Source organism: Rhodopseudomonas sp. BR0G17 (assembly GCF_010907025.1).
Lineage (GTDB): Bacteria > Pseudomonadota > Alphaproteobacteria > Rhizobiales > Xanthobacteraceae > Rhodopseudomonas > Rhodopseudomonas palustris_H.
In genome coordinates, this window is record NZ_QUML01000005.1 from 95376 (window position 1) to 111076 (window position 15701).

Genomic DNA, 15701 nt, shown 5'->3' on the forward strand with positions numbered 1-15701 from the left:
TCCTTGTTGCCGGCGTTTTCCCGGATTCCATGCGCGCCCGACCAAAAGAAGGCGAACCGCGGAGCCGTTTGTGGCGAAGCGTCTCTAACACGGATGGTGATCCGCATAAAACGCCGCGACCGAGTAGATAACTGAGATTCAACCAAAGTCGAAGACGGAAATTTCCGTGATCACCACGCCGCGTCGACGATCACTCCTGAGTGGTCGATCATCGACGCCGGTACGATCACTTCGCAGCGCATCAATTCGTCGCGAGGCTGTTGATCCGGTCGCGCACCTTGCCGGCGATCGCGCGATAGATCGTCGCATGCGGCCCGTTCGGCTCGCTCTCGACCACCGGCCGGCCGGCGTCCGAAGTGGCTCGAATCTCCATATGCAGCGGGATTTCGCCGAGGAACGGGACGCCGAGTCGCTCGGCCTCGTGCCGCGCTCCGCCATGCCCGAACACGTCGGACCGGGTGCCGCATTCCGGGCAGAGGAAGTAACTCATGTTCTCGATGATGCCGATCACCGGGACATTCACCTTGGTGAACATCGCAAGGCCGCGGCGGGCATCGATCAGCGCCAAATCCTGCGGCGTCGACACGATCACCGCGCCCTTCAGCGGCACGGTCTGCGCCAGCGTCAGTTGCGCGTCACCGGTGCCGGGCGGCATGTCGACCACCAGCACGTCGAGCTTGCCCCAGTCGACATCGCGCAGCATCTGCGTGATCGCCGACATCACCATCGGACCGCGCCAGATCATCGCCGCCTCTTCGTCGACCAGGAAGCCGATCGACATGATCGACAGGCCGAACCGCGCGATCGGAATCATCCGGCGGCTGTCGTCGAGCCGCGGCTTCTCGTTGATGCCGGTCAGGCGCGGCACCGACGGACCATAGATGTCGGCGTCGAGCAGCCCGACCTTGAGGCCGAGGTCGCGCAGGCCGAGCGCGAGATTGAGCGCAGTGGTCGATTTGCCGACGCCGCCTTTGCCGGATGCGACGGCGATGATCGCGCCGACACCGGGAATGCCCGCCTGTTTCGGCAGACCGGCTCCGGGCGCACCGGCGGGACGATGCGCCGACACCGGCGCCACGCCGGGCCGCTGCGCCGGAGCGCTGCCCGGCTGACGCTCGGCAGTCAGCGCCACCAGCGCGCTCTTCACGCCGGACGTGCCGCGCACGGCTGCCTCAGCATCGCTGCGCACGCTCTCCCAAGCCCGCGCCTCGGCCGCATCGACGTTGATCGAGAAGTACACCTTGCCGTCGGTGATGGCGATCTCCGACAGCACGCCGGCTTTGGTCAGCGGCACGCCACGCGGCGTCGCCACCTTGGCCAGGCTGTCGAGAATCTGTTGCTGGGTCACGCTCACTGGAAGTCTCCTGCCGCTTCGCGTGCCCACCGATCACATGCCATCGCTCGGTTCAAGCCGGGAATTAGCCATCGGCCCTCGCTTCTGAAACGGCCAAGCGCGGAACCATGCTGCACTGCAAGATGATCGCTTCGGCTTACGTTCCAGAGAGATCGCAGACTTGCTCCGCTAAGCTCCTCGCCTATGCTGACGCCTCCTCCTCGCGTGCCCCGCAGCGGGCCGCCCTCACCTCCACTCGATCAGGCGCGACCGGCTCGCGCCCTCGCAACCGAAGGGTCCAGACATGGCCAAAGTCGCTTTCATCGGTCTCGGCGTCATGGGGTTTCCGATGGCCGGACATCTCGTGACGAAAGGCGGCCATGAGGTGACGGTCTACAATCGCACGGCGGCGAAGGCGCAGGCCTGGGCCGAGAAGTTCGGAGGCCGCGCCGCGCCGACCCCGGCCGAGGCTGCGGCGGGCCAGGACTTCGTGATGGCCTGCGTCGGCAACGACGACGACCTCCGCGCCGTCACCACCGGCGCCGACGGCGCGTTCGGTGCGATGAGCAAGGGCGCGATCTTCGTCGACCACACCACCGCCTCCGCCGAAGTCGCGCGCGAGCTCGACGCTGCTGCAAGCAAGGCGGGCTTCCACTTCATCGACGCGCCGGTGTCGGGTGGCCAGGCCGGCGCCGAGAACGGCGTGCTGACGGTGATGTGCGGTGGCCGGCCGGAAGACTTCGCCAAGGCCGAGCCGGTGATCGCTGCGTACGCGCGGATGTGCAAGCTGCTGGGTCCCGCCGGCAGCGGTCAGCTCACCAAGATGGTCAATCAGATCTGCATCGCCGGGCTGGTCGAAGGCCTGTCGGAAGGCATCCACTTCGCCAAGAAGGCCGGCCTCGACGTCAATGCCGTGATCGACACCATCTCCAAGGGCGCCGCGCAGTCGTGGCAGATGGAGAACCGCCACAAGACCATGAACGACGGCAAATACGATTTCGGCTTCGCGGTCGAATGGATGCGCAAGGATCTGTCGATCTGTCTTTCCGAAGCGCGCCGCAACGGCGCCAGCCTGCCGGTCACCGCGCTGGTCGACACCTTCTACGCCGAGGTCGAGAAGATGGGCGGCCGCCGCTGGGACACCTCCAGCCTGCTGGCACGACTGGAGCGCTGAGCCAGCGCGGAACAGGGCTGCAATCGCGGTTTTCACGGCTCGTTCACCGCGATTGTTAGCCAGCTGTTAACCGGAATAATTTTCCCTCTAAGGCTGCTCTTAAGGATTTGTGGCCAGATATAGGCTGGGGAAACCGCGCGCGTTCTCGCGCAGGATTTGTGTTGGTTGATGAGTGAGTCCGCCGAAAAGCCTGAAGTCTTCCAGCTTCCGGCTGAGCCTCCGGTGGCCGCGCCGGCGCGCAACCGGCGCGCGGCGGCACAGCGGGTGCGCGAGGCGCGCGACCGCCTGACCTCGACCAGCGGCACCCGCCCCGCCTTCGACCACGAACTGGTCCGGCAATATGCCGAGACCCGGCTGTCCGCCTCTTACGTGGTGATGCTGCTGGTGGTCGTCACCGGCGTGCTGTTCGGGATCTGGATGGACCCGCTGCCGGCGGGTGCCTGGACGGTGGCGATGCTCAGCATCCACGCCGTGGTGATCCGCAACTGCAACCGCTTCCTCCAGGAGCCGGCCTCGGTGCCGCGCACCCGCACCTGGCGGCGACGCTTTATCCTGCTCGACCTGCTGTACGGCCTGGCGTGGACCGCGATCCTGATCCACCCGACCGAACTCAACGTCGTCTCCAGCACGCTTCTGATGTTCCTGATGCTGCTGGTGGTGGCGGTGTCGTCGATGCTGGCGGCGAGCCTGCCGATCGCCGCGCTGGCTGCCACCATGCCGGTGACCGCCGCGATCGCGGTCAACTTTGCGCTCAGCGGATCTTTCGACAAATACGTGCTGGCGGCGCTCACCGTCGCGGCGGAAGGCTACTTCGCCTTGCTCGCGCACCGGCTGCACTCGACCACGCTGGCGACGCTGCAGGCGCGTGCCGAGAAGGACGTGCTGATCGCCGAGCTCGAACAATCCAAGGCGATCTCCGACGAGGCCCGGCATCGCGCCGAAGCCGCCAACGTCGCCAAGTCGCGCTTTCTGGCACAGATGAGCCACGAGCTGCGCACGCCGCTCAACGCCATTCTGGGCTTTTCGGAAGTGATGAAGAGCGAGATCTTCGGCGCCCATGCGGTGCCGGCCTACAAGGACTACTCGGCCGACATCCACAATTCCGGCGTCCACCTGCTCAACCTGATCAACGAGATCCTCGACCTGTCGCGGATCGAAGCCGGCCGTTACGAGCTGAACGAGGAAGCGATCTCGCTGGTGCATGTGGTGACCGACTGTCATCACCTGCTCAAGCTGCGCGCGTCCAGCCGCGGCATCACCATCCACGAAGTGTTCGAACAGGGCATGCCGCGGATCTGGGGCGACGAGCGCGCGGTGCGTCAGGTGGTGCTCAACCTGTTGTCGAACGCGATCAAGTTCACCCCGCAGGGCGGCGAGATCTGGCTGAAGGCCGGCTGGACGGCATCCGGCGGCCAGTATCTCAGCGTCAAGGACACCGGCTCCGGCATTCCCGAGGAGGAGATCCCGATCGTGCTGGCCTCGTTCGGCCAGGGTTCCAACTCGATCAAATCCGCCGAACAGGGCGCCGGCCTCGGCCTGCCGATCGCTAAGAGCCTGATCGACATGCACGGCGGCACCTTCACGCTGAAATCCAAACTGCGGATCGGCACCGAAGTGATCGTCACCTTCCCGCCCGAGCGGGTGATGTCGGCACTGGCGCCGCTCGCCGATGAGGCGCCGCCGCTGCAGCCGGACTCGGTCACCACCTCCGAGACCGCCCGCGCGCGCCGGCAGCCGATCATGAACGCCGGCACCGGATTGTAAGATCGGGACTTGCGGGAGGCGACCAATGTCAGCCACCATCCGACATGAGCATCGAAACGCCCTGCATCGCGGTCTGCATGATCAATCCGCAGACCAACCTCTGCTACGGCTGTGGCCGCACCATGCCGGAGATCGCGCGCTGGCCGCGGATGGCCAGTGCCGAACGGCTCACCATTATGGCCGGCCTGCCGCAGCGGATGGCCGACGCCGGCATGGATGTGCCGCAGCCACGGCGGCGGCGCGCCTCGGCGACGGACACGCCCGCGTAACGCGCTTTAACTCAGGTGCGTCATGAGCCGCATTCTGCTCGTGCTCATGGTGCTGATCGGGACCGCCGGCGCGGTGGTCGCCTATGGCGACCCGAAGCGGATTTCCGCGGCCGGTGATGCGATGTCGACGATGCTGAAGAAGCGCGTCGCTGCTGCCACCGCGGCGGCCGAAGCGGCCAGTTCGCGCATGGTCGAAATCCCGCGCGGCACCGGCGGCGAGTTCGCGGTCAGCGCCAAGGTCAATGGCGTTTCGGCGCCGATGGTGATCGACACCGGTGCGACTTCGGTGGTGCTGACCTACGAGACCGCCAAGGCGGCGGGCCTGCCGCTGGAGCTGCTGAACTTCAACGTCGAACTGGAAACCGCCGGCGGCCACACCCGCGCCGCGCGGCTGTCGCTCGACAGTCTGGCGATCGGCAAACTGGTCGAGCGCTCGGTCCCGGCCCTGGTGGTGCCGCGCGGCCAGATGAAGACCAACTTGCTCGGCATGAGCTTCCTCGACCGCCTCGAAAGCTGGGAAGTCCGTTCCGACCAGCTCCGGCTGCGCGGGTATCCCTGATCGCACGGGCCTTAAGCGGCCGCGACCTCCGCCCGCTCCGTCACCGCCACCATCGCCTTCAACAGCACGCTGGCGTCGGCATCGGGTTTGACGCCGAATTCGGACAGATAGCGGCGGAACGCGCGGGCGCCGGGCACGCCCTGATACGCGCCGATGACGTGGCGGGTGATCGCGTGGAGCCGCAGGCCTTGCGCGAGCTGGCGCTCGATATACGGGATCAGCGCTTCGAGCGCCTCCTTCATCGAGGGATATTGCGCAGGCTCGCCGAACAGCTCCGGATCGACCTCGAGCAGACGCCACGGCTCCTGATAGGCGGCGCGGCCGAGCATCACGCCGTCGACGTGCTCGAGATGCCGCTTGGCTTCCGCGATGCTGCCAATGCCGCCGTTGATGATGATCGGCACCTGCGGCATCGCCTGCTTCAGCCGATACACCCGGTCGTAATCGAGCGGCGGGATATGGCGGTTCTCTTTCGGCGACAGCCCGTTCAGCCACGCCTTGCGGGCGTGCACGATCAGCGCGTCCGCGCCGGCTGCGACCACCGCCCGCGCCAGCGCATCGAGCGCGACTTCGGGATCCTGATCGTCGATCCCGATCCGGCACTTCACCGTCACCGGCACAGAGACGGCGCGCTTCATCGCGGCGACGCCCTCGGCAACCAGCTCCGGCTCCGCCATCAGGCAGGCGCCGAACCGGCCCTCCTTCACCCGATCGGACGGGCAGCCGACGTTGATGTTGATCTCGTCGTAGCCGAAGTCCTCGCCGATCTTCGCCGAGGTGGCGAGGTCGTTCGGATTGGAGCCGCCGAGCTGTAGCGCCAGCGGATGTTCGCTCGCATCGAAGCCGAGCAGCCGCTGCCGATCACCGTGGATCACCGCTCCGGTGGTGACCATCTCGGTGTAGAGCAACGCACGCTTGGTCAGCAGCCGATGGAAGACCCGACAGGGGCTGTCGGTCCACTCCATCATCGGCGCGACGGAGAAGCGATGTGGCTGATGAAGCTGCATATTTCAGTATGTCGGCGGATTAGCAGGCGGCGTCAAGGCTGCTGGTAGCCCGGGAATCCGGCGATTTCCAGCCCGTTCTGGCACTGCCCTCCCCTCGCGGCGGGGGAGCGATCAGCGTCCAGATTCCGCGCGCCGGCGCAGGATCGCCGGAAGCGATGAGCTGAACCGGGCGCGGGCCGCCTCCAGGAGCCCGCCGAGACGTTGCCGCAGCGATGATGTCGAGGCCGGATCGCGGCAGAACCAGGCAGCGTACAGCGCCGGGAGGAACAGCAGCGTCAGCACGGTGGCGACCAGCAGTCCGCCCATGATCGCGACCGCCATCGGGCCCCAGAAGCTCGAACGCGTCAGCGGGATCATCGCCAGCACGGCACTGAGTGCGGTCAGGACCACCGGTCGCGCGCGGCGGACGGTGGCGCCGACGATCGCCTCCTCGCGCGGATGCCCCGCCGCGATGTCCTGCTCGATCTGGTCGACCAAAATCACCGAGTTGCGAATGATCATGCCGGCGAGCGCGATCAGTCCGAGCAGCGCGACGAAGCCGAACGGCTTGCCGAACAGCAGCAGCCCGGCGCACGCGCCGATCAGGCCGAGCGGCGCCGTCAGCAACACCAGCGCCAGCTTGGCGAAGCTCTGCAACTGGAGCATCAGCACCGTCAGCATCACCACCAGCATCGCCGGCACCACCGCGAACAACGCACCGTTGGCTTTCGACGAATCCTCAATCGCACCGCCGAGTTCGATCCGGTAGCCGGCCGGCAGGTGCTGGCGCAGATCGGCCAGCGCGCCCCACACCGCCGAGGAGACGAACGGCGCCTGCACGCCGTCGCGCACATCGCTGCGCACGGTGATCGCCATGTCGCGGTCGCGCCGCCACTGAATCGCCTCCTCGTGGCCTTCGCGGATCTCGGCGATCTGCGACAGCGGCACCGGCACGCCATTGCGCGACAGCACGGTGAGATCGTCGATGGCGCCGAGATCGTTGCGCTGCGCCGCGATCGCCCGCGCCACCACCACGACCTTCTCGGTCCGATCACGCACGGTGGTCACCGGCGCGCCGGTCATCAGCATCTGCAACGTCTGCGAGATCGTCTGCGGATCGAGCCCGAGCGCCCGCGCCCGATCCTGATCGACCACCAGACGCACCGAGGGCATCTGCTCGTTCCAATCGAGCTGCGGCTCGATCACGTTCGGATTGCCGCGCATGATATCGCGGACCTGGTAGGCGATCGACCGCACCGTGTTCGGGTCCTCGCCGATCACCCGGAACTGCACCGGAAACTTGATCGGAGGACCATAGGCCAGCCGCTTCACCCGCACCCGCGCGCCGGCGATCGCGCCATCGGCGACGGCCTGCTCGATCTTGCGCTTCACCCGCTCGCGCGCGGCGCTGTCCTTGGTGACAATGACGAGTTCTCCGTAGGACTCGTTCGGCAGTTCGGGATTGACGTTGAGCAGGAAGCGCGGCGGCCCTTTGCCCACATAGGTGCTCCAGGTGACGACGTCGTCATCACCTGCGACCAGCGCCTCGGCCTGCTGAGCATTGGCGAGCGTCGCCTCGATCCCGCTGCCGCCCGGCAGCCGCAATTCGACGAACAGTTCGGTGCGGTCGGAGGTCGGGAAGAACTGCCGCTGAATCTTGCCGAAGCCGACGATCGAGATCGCGAAGGCCGCGATGGAGATGCCGATCACGATCAGACGGTGATGGATGCACCAGGTGACGACGCTGCGAAAGCGGCGATACAGGCCGTTGTCATAGACCGCGTGCGCGGTACCGGTGCTCAGCGAGTGCGGCAGCAACACGAAGCCGAGATACGGCGTCAGGATCACCGCCACAGCCCACGACGCCAGCAGCGCAATGCCGACCACCCAGAAGATGCTGCCGGCATATTCGCCGGTGCCGCTCGCCGCCATGCCAACCGGCAGAAAGCCCGCCGCGGTGACCAGCGTGCCGGTGAGCATCGGAAACGCCGTCGACTCCCAGGCGAACGAGGCGGCGCGGGCGCGATCGAAGCCCTGCTCCATCTTCACCACCATCATCTCGACCGCGATGATGGCGTCGTCGACGAGCAGGCCGAGCGCGATGATCAGCGCGCCGAGCGAAATCCGGTGCAGATCGATGCCCATCGTCAACATCAGCGTGAACACGATGCCGAGCACCAGCGGCACCGAGGTCGCAACCACGATGCCGACGCGCCAGCCGAGCGAAACGAAACTGACGAGAAGCACGATCGCCAGGGCCTCGACGAACGAACGCATGAAGTCGCCGACCGCATCGCGGACAACCGCCGGCTGATTAGCGATCCGCTCGAAGGTGACGCCGACCGGCGTGGCGCGTTCCACCTCGGCCATCGACGCTTCGACGTCCGCACCGAGCTCCAGGATGTTGGCGCCTTTGCGCATCACGATGCCGATCGCCAGCGCCGGAACGCCGCGCTGCCGGACCAGAAACTGCGGCGGATCGACGAAGCCGCGCGACACGGTGGCGATGTCGCCGAGCCTGATCACCGTGCCGTTGGATGCGATCGGGGTTTCTTCCACCGCACGAACGCCGTCGAACGCACCGGAGACGCGCAGCGGAATCCGGGTCGACTGGGTCTGCACCATGCCGACCGGCGCAAGATCGTTCTGCTTGGCGAGGCTGTCGAAGATCGTGCGCGGCGCGATGCCGAGATTGGCGAGCTTGACGTGGTCGAAATCGACGAAGATGCGCTCGTCCTGGGTGCCGTAGATCGTCACCTTGGAGACGTTCGGCACTTTCAGCAGCCGCTGCCGCACCTGCTCCGCCATCCGCTTCAACACCGCGTAGTCGGCGCTGTCGGAGCGCAGCGTGTAGACGATCGAGTCGACGTCGCCGTATTCGTCGTTGACCTCCGGCCCGGCCACACCGTCGGGCAGGTCCGGCTTCACGTCGGCCATCTTCTTGCGGATCAGATAGAACAGCCAAGGGGTTTGCGCCGGCGGTGTGGTGTCGCGAAACTCCATCTGCGCCGCGGTGAAGCCGGGCTTGGAATAGGTCGTGACCTTGTCGAACCAGGGCAGCTCCTGCAGCTTCTTCTCGATCCGGTCCGCGACCTGCAGCTGCATCTCTTCGGCCGTCGCGCCGGGCCATGTTGCCGTCACCACCGCGACCTTGATGGTGTAGGACGGATCCTCGGCGCGGCCGAGACGCTGATACGACAGCAGGCCGGCGACGCTGATCATCAGGATCAGAAACAGCATCAAGGACGGATGCGCCACCGCCCAGGCGGAGAGATTGGGTCGCTGCATCACTTGCCCGCCGAGCTGAGCGAGAGGGTGGAGATCGGCCGCACCGTCAAGGCCGGATCGAGCTTTTCGACACCGAGCGCGACGACGGTTTCGCCGTCGCTGACGCCGGAGGTCACCAGCACATCGCGATCCTCATAGCGCTCGATCGTCACCGGCCGCTCGCGCAGTTCGCCGCCGTCGCCGACCACGAACACCGCGGCGCCGCGGCCGTGATTGTAGATCGCCGTCAGCGGCAGCCGTGCGAAGCGCCGCTCGTCCTGCTCGCGCAACGTCAACGTGGCGCTCATCCCGATCCGCACCTTGTCGTCCGCGCGGGGGATCACGAAACGCGCCGCGAAGGTCCGCGTCGCCGGATCGGCCGCGAAGGATAGTTCGCGCAGCCGCACCTCGTAGCTCTTGCCGGGCAGCGACCACAGCGTCAGCGAGGCAGAGGCGCGACCGACCCGCTCGACGTAACTCTCCGGCAGCGCGACCACCGCCTCCAGCTCCGACAGCCGCGCCAGACGCACCGCGGCCTGTCCGGCGCTGATGACTTGTCCCGGCTCGATCGGCGTCGCGGTGATCACCCCGTCCGCATCGGCTTCGAGGGTCGCGTAGTCGAGCGCATGCCCGGCGAGATCGAGCGCACGCTGCGCGCGGACGAGACGGCTGCGCGCCTCCTCGGCGGTGGCGTGCGCCTTCTGCAGCGCGGCATTCGCCATCCAGCCCTTGCTCTGCAGATCGGTCGCACGGCCTTCATCGGCCTCGGCCTGAATCAGGTTGGACTGCGCCGCCTTCACTTCGGCTTCGGCCTGCTCGCGCTGCAGGCGGAGATCATTGGTATCGAGCGTCAGCAGCGGCTGGCCGCTACGCACGAAATCGCCGGTCCGCACCAGCCGCCGCGCCACCTTGCCGCTGATCCGAAAGCCGAGGTCGCTCTCGATGCTGGGGCGGATGGTGGCGGCGAAGGTACGCGTCCGGGCGCCCTCCTCTAACCGCACCGGCACCACCATCACCGGCTGCGGCAGCTTGGTCGGCTCCGCGGCGCCATGATCGGGCTTCGGAGCTGCGGAGTCGCAAGCTCCGAGGATCAGCGCCATCGCGATGATGGCGGCACGAAGCCCCATGATCTCTCTCATCGCCGTCTCGTCTTTTTCCCGGCCGGGCCGGAAGCACCGCCCGCCCATAATAAAACCAAACGTACGGTTATTATTCGGGCGCGAGGCTGTCAATATGACCGTACGTTCAGTATGATTGCGGAGAACGCCGGCGAATTGACGAGAGGTGACGGAGAGCGATGGTCAGGGTTCGGACGGAAGCCAAGCGGGACGCGATCCTCGACACCGCGGTCGAGGTGTTCAAAGAACGCGGTCTCGACGGCGCCTCGATGTCGGAAATCGCCAGCAGGCTCGGAGGCTCGAAGGCGACGCTGTATGGCTACTTCCCGTCCAAGGAAGAGCTGTTCGTGCACGTCGCGCTGCGCGTCGCCGGCAAGCAGATCCGCGGCATGTACGAAGATCTCGAGGCGCGCGCCACCGACGATCCGCAGCGTGTGCTCACCGAGTTCGGCAAGAAACTACTGCATCGCGTGCTGGCCGAGGACGCCACCACTGCCCACCGCCTTGCGGTGGCGCACGGCCGGATCGGCAATCTCGGGCGGATTTTCTACGACGCGGGTCCTGGCAAAGCGGTCGAGGCGTTCACCCGCTATATCGACGCCGCAACCAAAGCTGGCCGCCTGCATGCAGCCAATCCGGGGGTGGCAGCGCATCACCTGTTGGCGCTGCTCGAATCCGAAATCGCTTATCGCCGCTCGCTGCAATTTGGCGACGCCATCTCCGCCGGCGAGATCGATCAATGCGTCGACCGTGCCGTGCCGGTGTTCCTGGCTGCTTACGCGGCGCCGCGGACAAGCGACAAAGCAACCTGAGTTTCAGTCGAGACCTGCGATCCCTCGCCTTCGATTCAAAGGCCGCCGACGGATTGACGGGTCACAATGCCGGCGCACGGCGGAGTTGCTACGAGGTCAGCACCATCAAGCGTGCTTGGCACGCGACGTGGTGGCGCATCTGAGGCGATTTGACAGTGCCATCCGTCCGCATGGATAGTCCGCCGGTCGCAGCGCGCGGACTGTTTTGCGATGTTTGCAGCGCCTCGCGCGCCTCTCCGCTGGCGGGAACACATCGCCGGCGGCAAGCACAGGTTCTTTCATGAAATTTACCACACGGTTGGTCCTGCTGGTCACGGTGCTGACGGTCGGCGCCACGCTCGTAACCGCCGCCTTGCTGACCTGGACCACACGGCGCGCGATCATCACCGAGGCCGAAGCATCGGGTGAGAAGGTCGCCCGGTTGCTGGCGCGCAGCGCCAGTCTCGCCGCGTCGATCCCGACCGAAGTCGAGGGGATCATTGCCGAGGAGATGACCGCCGAAGGCACCCTGCTCGGCCATTTCGTCGAAGCCGCCGAGCGCGCCGGCATGACGCCGACCGAGATCAATCGCCGGCTGAAGTCGATCACCGACGACACCGTTCTCGACGAAATCTGGATCACCGACGAGAAAGGCCACGCCTATCTGCACAGCCTGCCGGACGTGAATTTCACCTTCAGCAATTCGCCGCAGATGCAGCCGCAGGCCTACGCCTTCCACGATCTGCTCACTGGCCAGAAGAAGGTGGTCAATCAGGACGCCCGCAAGCGCGACATCGACAATCAGCATTTCAAATATGTCGGCGTCGGCGGCATCGACAAACCGCGCATCATCCAGGTCGGGCGCAGTGCCAAATTCCTGCAGCAGCTGACGATGAAGATCGGCCTGCCGCGCACGGTCGAGAATCTGCTGGCCGACGGCGACATCGACGCGGTGTGGGTGTTCGACCGCAAGCTCGACGCGCTGGTCGGCCCCGGCGTGTACGGCGCCGATCGCCGCGACGGTCCCAACGAGAAAGAACTCGGCCCGGTGCGTCTGGTGATCGCCGACGGCCAGACCCGGCACGTCGAGAGTCGCCAGAACCTCAGCGTGATCGCACCGGTGCGCAACGAGCAGAAAGAGATCGTCGGTGCCGCGCTGGTTCGCCTGCCGATGAACCGTGTCTGGGCGACGGTGCAGAGCCAGGCCGAGATCGCGGCCGTCACCGCGTCGGCGATTGCCGCGCTCGGCATCCTGCTGTCGATCGGCGTCGCCCGCTATCAGGCGGCCCCGCTGCGCCAGATCACCCGCGCAGCGGCCGCGCTGGAGTCGCAGAAGTTCGATCCGAATTCGCTGACGCCCGTCGCGACCCGCCACGACGAGCTCGGCCAACTGGCCCGGGTGTTCACCGGCATGGCCGGACAGGTCGCCGCGCGCGAGGAATATCTCGACTCGATGGTGAAGCAGCGCACCGAGGAACTGGAGACGCGTAACCGCAGTCTTGAAGGGCTGTCGGCCGCGCTGTCGAAGTATCTGTCACCGCAAGTGTACTCGTCGATTTTCAGCGGCCATCAGGACGCCGAGATCGCCTCCAAGCGCAAGAAGCTGACGATCTTCCTGTCCGACATCGCCAACTTCACGGCCACCACCGACAAGCTGGAATCGGAAGACCTCACCGCGATGCTCAACCGCTATCTGGCCGAGATGGCGCAGATCGCGCTCAAGCACGGCGCCACGATCGACAAATATGTCGGCGATGCCGTGCTCGCGTTCTTCGGCGATCCGGAGAGCCGCGGCGTCAAGGAGGACGCAGTCGCCTGCGTGATGATGGCGATCGAGATGCAGGAGAAGCTGAAGCAGCTGGAGATGGAGTGGATCGACGCCGGCGCCGAGCGCCCGTTCCGGGTCCGCATCGGCATCAACACCGGCTTCTGCACCGTCGGCAATTTCGGCAGCCCGGACCGGATGGACTACACCATCGTCGGCGGCGCCGTGAACCTCACCTCGCGCCTGGAGCAGAACTGCGAGCCCGGCTCGATCCTGATCTCGCACGTCACCTGGTCGCTTGTGAACGATGTGATCGAGGCCGAGGAGCGTCCTGCCCTTACGGTGAAAGGCTTCAGCGAGCCGGTGCGCGCCTATGAGGTGCGCGGATTGAAGATCTCAGGATCGACCGACGTGATCCGCAAGGAACTGCCCGGGATGCGGCTGTTCATCGACACCGTCACGGCGGATCGCACCGAGGTGAAGCAAACGCTGGTGCAGGTGGTCGAGGATCTCGACAAGAGCTGAAGCAGCCAAGCGCGGCGAGACGGCGCTACTTGTCCGGCTCCACGGTGACTTCTTTCAGCGCGCCGTCTGCCACCACCACGACCACGAACACCAGCTTGTTATCGCCGCGGTGCAGCCCGGCGCTGATCGCGCGCCCGCCACTGAGCTGCTCGGCGATCACCACCGCCTCGGACAGCTTCATCTTGATCCGCCGGAAATCGCCGAGGTCACGCTGGGTCTCGGCGTCGAGATCGGAGGCCGGCTTGGCCTCAGAGGAACGAACGATCCGCCGGGTGGCGACGTCGATCATGGTGCTCCACACCTGATCTCCCCGATACGACTTGACCTCGAACCACGGCACCGAGCCTTCGTCGGTGAGGTTGAGATCGAAGACCCGCACGCCGGGCAGCTTCTTCTCCACCATCCGGATCAGATCGGCGCCACTACTGCGCGCGATCGTCACTGAACCAGTAGGCTCGTCGGTAGACGTCGCCGGCGGCGGCTGCACCGTCGGCTCGTGGCCACGATCGGACACCGCGGCCGAAGCCGGACAAAACAACAGCACCGCGGCCGTCAGGGCCGTCGTGAACCGGATTGCAGACATCTTCGCCTCACTCGTCCACCGCAGGTCGAAGCGGTGGACGCCGCGCTCACAGCGCGTCGTTATTGGACACCGGCGACGTGGCGCGCCGGGGTGGTGGCCGCAACGGGCGCCGGTGCGGAATCATCCGCCGGCGGTGCGCTCGACCAGACATGGCCGCTGCGCGCGCGGTCGTAGCCGTATTGATACAGCGAGCGCATGTAGGCGGTGTCGAAGCCGGGCGGCGACGGCGGCCGGTCGCTCTCGATATAGGACAGATTGAAACCGTATTTGTTGCGGCGGGCGAACGCGTAGGTGCTGTAGAGGATCGACCGGGTCTGCGCCTTGATCATCGACGACGAGGCCCGCGCGGCGATGTCCAGCGCACGATCGCGCACCAGCTGGAACTCCGGTTCAATGGTATTATTCATCAGGATGTAGAGTTGCAGGTTGAGCGACTTGTCCCACGAGGCACTACGCATCAGATACGCCTCGGGCAAGGTCAGCACCGGCGACATCACGCCGCCATCCACATGCATCTCCTGGAACCGGACGCCATCGGCTTCGGCATTGACCAGCATCGGCGGGAACACGGCCGGAATGCTGGCCGAAGCCGCGACGACATCCCTGAACAGATTGAGACTCTCCGGCGTTCGCAGCGCGGCGATCCGGCCCATGTCCCAGATCACCGAGCGCTGCGAATCCAGATTGGTGGTGACGACGAACAGCCTCCGCCCCTTGGCGTACTGCTCGGCCACCTCCTCCATGAAATTGGCATCGATGTACCGGGCAACCAGTTCGCGCAGGCGCTTGTTGCCGAACAGGCCTGAGCCGAAGATCGCGTTGAACGGGTTCGGATCCTCCAGCAGGCTTTCAGCCACGCCGCTGGTGTAGAGCTCCCGCAGCGTGTCGTCGTAGCGCGGGCCGATATAGGCGAATGGCGCGATCAGCGCGCCGGTGCTGACGCCGGACACGATCGAAAACGACGGCCGGCTTCCTGCGGCCGTCCATCCCGCCAGCACGCCCGCACCATAGGCGCCGTCGGCGCCACCGCCGGACAGCGCGAGGTAGGTCTGCGGTCCGGAAATCCGGCGACCATCCACAAAGGCGGACGGCGGATCGTCGGCGTAGCGCCGCAGATCGTCGCGATCGAGGATCCGCGCCTTGGCGGCTTCGGCGGCCGTGTAGGGCTGGCGCGGCAGGCTTGCACAGGCGGCGAGCAAGCAGCTCGACGCCAGCGCGACAACGACGACAAACGAGCGGGGCACGCGGGACATCAGGACACCAGAAGGAACGAGGGACGCGCGACTACGGGGTCGCCGGCGGATCGTCGCGCCAACGGCTCCAGGGCTCGGACGTGTCGAAGCGCGGCGCCTGCCCCGGAACGCGCTCGAGATAGTCCTGATGGATCGCCTGGATGGTCTTGCGGTCGTCGAACTTAACCCGCCAACTGCTCGGCGAGCCCTGCCCGACGATGACGCCCTCACGGGTGCCGTAGCGCGGATGCCGCTCGCGGCCGAGCGGACTCATCCGAACGCGGTCGCCGCGGCACAGCGGAAGATCGGGCGGTGTTTCACTCGAACTAGCCATC

Annotated in this window: 13 protein-coding genes; 6 read left to right on the forward strand and 7 right to left on the reverse strand. The window is 66.2% G+C overall.

The genetic code is table 11. The annotated features are described in order from the left end of the window. Nucleotides 1-241: 241 nt before the first annotated feature. Nucleotides 242-1354 (reverse strand): Mrp/NBP35 family ATP-binding protein, encoded by a 1113-nt coding sequence (locus DY467_RS06170; RefSeq protein WP_164634613.1) that lies wholly within the window; start codon nucleotides 1352-1354, stop codon nucleotides 242-244. A 283-nt stretch (nucleotides 1355-1637) separates the two neighbouring features. Between DY467_RS06170 and DY467_RS06175 the strand changes: the two genes are divergently transcribed. From DY467_RS06175 to DY467_RS06190, 4 genes are all read left to right on the forward strand, one after another. Beyond that, a complete protein-coding gene (locus DY467_RS06175) occupies nucleotides 1638-2507 on the forward strand; it encodes an NAD(P)-dependent oxidoreductase (protein WP_107343935.1) in 870 nt (289 codons plus the stop codon). Nucleotides 2508-2675: 168 nt separating this feature from the next. Beyond that, complete coding sequence (locus tag DY467_RS06180; RefSeq protein ID WP_107343934.1) at nucleotides 2676-4271, forward strand: sensor histidine kinase; 1596 nt, start codon at nucleotides 2676-2678, stop codon at nucleotides 4269-4271. A 44-nt stretch (nucleotides 4272-4315) separates the two neighbouring features. Beyond that, complete coding sequence (locus DY467_RS06185; RefSeq protein WP_164634614.1) at nucleotides 4316-4540, forward strand: DUF1289 domain-containing protein; 225 nt, start codon at nucleotides 4316-4318, stop codon at nucleotides 4538-4540. A 22-nt stretch (nucleotides 4541-4562) separates the two neighbouring features. After that, nucleotides 4563-5099, forward strand: a complete 537-nt coding sequence (locus DY467_RS06190; RefSeq protein WP_164634615.1) for a TIGR02281 family clan AA aspartic protease — start codon at nucleotides 4563-4565, stop codon at nucleotides 5097-5099. A gap of 11 nt (nucleotides 5100-5110) precedes the next feature. On the opposite strand, the gene dusA is transcribed toward DY467_RS06190, so the two are convergent. The 3 genes from dusA to DY467_RS06205 all read right to left on the reverse strand — a co-directional run bounded on the left by dusA (nucleotide 5111) and on the right by DY467_RS06205 (nucleotide 10491). Beyond that, a complete protein-coding gene (gene dusA, locus DY467_RS06195; RefSeq protein WP_164634616.1) occupies nucleotides 5111-6106 on the reverse strand; it encodes a tRNA dihydrouridine(20/20a) synthase DusA in 996 nt (331 codons plus the stop codon). A 111-nt stretch (nucleotides 6107-6217) separates the two neighbouring features. Then, on the reverse strand, nucleotides 6218-9373 hold the full coding sequence (locus tag DY467_RS06200) for an efflux RND transporter permease subunit (RefSeq protein ID WP_164634617.1): 3156 nt from the start codon (nucleotides 9371-9373) through the stop codon (nucleotides 6218-6220). Next, a complete protein-coding gene (locus tag DY467_RS06205) occupies nucleotides 9373-10491 on the reverse strand; it encodes an efflux RND transporter periplasmic adaptor subunit (protein WP_164634618.1) in 1119 nt (372 codons plus the stop codon). Before DY467_RS06205 ends, DY467_RS06200 begins: the two co-directional genes overlap by 1 nt. A gap of 158 nt (nucleotides 10492-10649) precedes the next feature. Here DY467_RS06205 and DY467_RS06210 point away from each other — a divergent pair, with 158 nt between their 5' ends. Together DY467_RS06210 and DY467_RS06215 are read left to right on the forward strand one after the other, a co-directional pair. Then, a complete protein-coding gene (locus DY467_RS06210; RefSeq protein WP_164634619.1) occupies nucleotides 10650-11282 on the forward strand; it encodes a TetR/AcrR family transcriptional regulator in 633 nt (210 codons plus the stop codon). 280 nt (nucleotides 11283-11562) lie between these two features. Next, a complete protein-coding gene (locus DY467_RS06215) occupies nucleotides 11563-13551 on the forward strand; it encodes an adenylate/guanylate cyclase domain-containing protein (protein ID WP_164634621.1) in 1989 nt (662 codons plus the stop codon). A gap of 25 nt (nucleotides 13552-13576) precedes the next feature. Here the strand turns inward: DY467_RS06215 and DY467_RS06220 are convergent, their stop codons facing one another. Genes DY467_RS06220 through DY467_RS06230 form a run of 3 tightly spaced genes read right to left on the reverse strand, consistent with a single transcriptional unit; the run spans nucleotide 13577 to nucleotide 15700 of the window. Next, complete coding sequence (locus DY467_RS06220; protein WP_164634622.1) at nucleotides 13577-14134, reverse strand: hypothetical protein; 558 nt, start codon at nucleotides 14132-14134, stop codon at nucleotides 13577-13579. A gap of 59 nt (nucleotides 14135-14193) precedes the next feature. Next, nucleotides 14194-15387, reverse strand: coding sequence for a patatin-like phospholipase family protein (locus DY467_RS06225; protein WP_107343925.1), 1194 nt, complete (start codon nucleotides 15385-15387; stop codon nucleotides 14194-14196). Between the two features lie 31 nt (nucleotides 15388-15418). Then, nucleotides 15419-15700 carry a hypothetical protein gene (locus tag DY467_RS06230; RefSeq protein ID WP_107343924.1) on the reverse strand — a complete coding sequence of 94 codons (282 nt, stop codon included), beginning with the start codon at nucleotides 15698-15700 and terminating at the stop codon, nucleotides 15419-15421. Nucleotide 15701: the final 1 nt, after the last annotated feature.